Annotated in this window: 2 protein-coding genes; one reads left to right on the top strand and one right to left on the bottom strand. The window is 69.7% G+C overall.

Annotation, left to right across the window (positions count from 1 at the left end; translation table 11 throughout):
- Positions 1–547: 547 nt before the first annotated feature.
- Positions 548–1,450 (bottom strand): LysR family transcriptional regulator, encoded by a 903-nt coding sequence (locus tag FFS27_RS31835; RefSeq protein ID WP_023094081.1) that lies wholly within the window; start codon positions 1,448–1,450, stop codon positions 548–550.
- 140 nt (positions 1,451–1,590) lie between these two features.
- Here FFS27_RS31835 and FFS27_RS31830 point away from each other — a divergent pair.
- A partial coding sequence (locus tag FFS27_RS31830) for an MFS transporter (protein ID WP_171019275.1) occupies positions 1,591–2,334 on the top strand: 744 nt, incomplete at its 3' end.

The following is a 2,334-nucleotide window of genomic DNA, read 5'->3' as shown; positions in this document are numbered from 1 at the left end:
CACCTGGTCCAGCGGGCCGGCGGCGACGTCGAAGGTGAGCGCCTTGGCGGCGGGCGCGGGCGTCTCCGCACCTGCCTCCGGCGGCACGGCGTAGGCCGCCGCGAGCAGCGCGGCCAGGGCCAGGCTGGAAGGCAGGCGTGTGGATGGAGCATGGTGCGGCATCGTTCGGTTCCCCCCGAAAACATGGTTTCCAGGGGATGAGCGATGAGCGCGGGAGATTTGCAGGGCCAGCTTGGAACGCTTTGTTCTGAGCTTATAAACGCAGGCGAATAGGCGTATCGGCGGATAACGCCTCCGGCGTCATTCGCCCCACCCGACAATCTTCCCCAGCTCCGCTGCCGGCCTTGCCCCGCGTAGGGCGAATAGCCGCTTGCGGCTATCCGCCGGTTCAGGCACGGCGTATCGGCGGATAACGCCTCCGGCGTTATTCGCCCTACCCGACAATCTTCCCCAGCTCCGCTACCGGCCTTGCCCCGCGTAGGGCGAATAGCCGCTTGCGGCTATCCGCCGGTCCGAACACGGCGTTATCCGCCCTGCCGCCCTCGGGTCAGTACGTCAGCGCCCCGCACCAGTGCGCGCTCTTCAGTTCCTCGTAGAGCGCGCCGATCTTCAGCGAGCACTGCCGCGACGGCGGGTAGATCAGCGACACCGGGCACAGCGGCGGTTCGAAGGGCTGGAGGATGCGTACCAGTCGACGCCGGCGGATCGCCTCCTCGGCCATGAAGCCCATCACCTGGACGATGCCCTGGCCGACCAGCGCCGCGTCGACCAGCGCGTCGGCCACGTCCAGCACCAGGTCGCCGCGCACCGCCAGGCTCAGCGGCTGGCCGTCGCGCTGGAACTGCCATTCCAGCAGCTTGCCGGTGTGCAGGTCGCGCACCGTCGGGCAGTTGTGCCCGGCGAGTTGCTCCAGGCGCTCCGGCGTGCCGTGACTGCGCAGGTATTCCGGCGACGCCACCGTGACCCAACGCAACGCCGCCAGCGGCCGGGCGATCAGGCGCACGTCGCCGACCCGGCCGAGACGCACGGCGGCGTCGAAGCCTTCCTCGGTGAGGTCGACCAGGCGATCGGTCATCGCCGCCTCGATCTGCAACTGAGGGTAGCGCCGGGTCAGTTCGCGCAGCGCCGGCATGATCACGATCCGCCCGAGCGCCTGCGGGGTGGTGATCTTCAGCGGACCGCTCGGCGCGCACTGGCGGTCCACCAGCAACTTCTCGACTTCCTCCAGCTCCGCCAGCAAGGGTGCGCAGCGCTCGTAGAACAGCTGGCCGTCCGGGGTCAGGCTGACGCTGCGGGTGGTGCGGTGCAGCAGACGCACGCCGAGTTCGGCTTCCAGCCGGCCGATGGCGCGCGACAGGCCGGACTGGGTCAGACCGAGGGAAACGGCGGCCTGGGTGAAGCTACGGGTCTCGGCCACGCGGGCGAGCAACTTGACGGCATTCAGGTCCATGGCGATCTCATCGATGATTATTTTCATCAGTGAAAGGACGGAGAGGCTATTTATCACGATTCCAGCATGAGAAACACTGGCCGCGCCCAACCCAGACCAGGAGTCCCGCCGTGACGGACCGTGCCGCCCCTTCCAACTGGATGCTCGCCCTGCTCGCCTGCGCGCAACTGATCATCGCCCTCGACGCCACCATCGTGTTCGTCGCCCTGCCGGAAATCAGTCGGGCGCTGGATTTTTCGGCGCAACGCCTGCAATGGGTGGTGAGCGCCTATACGGTGGCCTTCGGCGGCTTCCTCCTGCTCGGCGGGCGCGCCACCGACCTGCTCGGCCGGCGCCGCATGTACGTCCTCGGGCAAAGCCTGTACGCCCTCGCCTCCCTCGCGGGCGGCCTGGCCCAGAGCGAGTTGCCGTTGATCCTCGCCCGCGCCGTGCAGGGCCTGGGTGGCGCGCTGCTGTTCCCGGCGACCCTGGCGCTGATCGGCAATCACTTCGCCGAGGGCCCGGCGCGCAATCGTGCCCTGGCGATCTGGAGCATCGCCTCGGCGTTCGGCCTGGCCCTCGGTTCGGCGCTCGGCGGCGCGCTCACCGAGCTGTTCGGCTGGGCCTCGATCTTCCTGGTCAACGTGCCGCTGGCCGGCGCCGCGGCGCTGCTCGCCCTGCGCCTGATCCCGGCCGACGCCCGGCGCCAGCGCGGTCGGCGCTTCGACCTGGCCGAGCGCGCCGCCGATCTGCTGGGTCATCGAGGCCATCCCCGAGGCGACGCCCTGTTCGGCGGGATCGACGCCGCTGGCGGCGCTGACCCACATGGCGGTCCAGGTCATGCCCTGGCCGACGCTGAGGATCACGATGGCCGGCAGCAGCGCCAGGAAGCCGCGCCCCAGCGG

It is taken from the genome of Pseudomonas sp. 2VD (genome assembly GCF_005503585.1).
Lineage (GTDB): Bacteria > Pseudomonadota > Gammaproteobacteria > Pseudomonadales > Pseudomonadaceae > Pseudomonas > Pseudomonas aeruginosa.
The sequence above is the reverse complement of the archived record's forward strand: the minus strand, read 5'-3'. Positions and strand labels throughout refer to the sequence as shown.

Bases quoted from the DNA above. Each gene is read 5' to 3' on its own strand.
- FFS27_RS31835 (WP_023094081.1), bottom strand. From the start codon at position 1,450: ATGGACCTGAATGCCGTCAAGTTGCTCGCCCGCGTGGCCGAGACCCGT.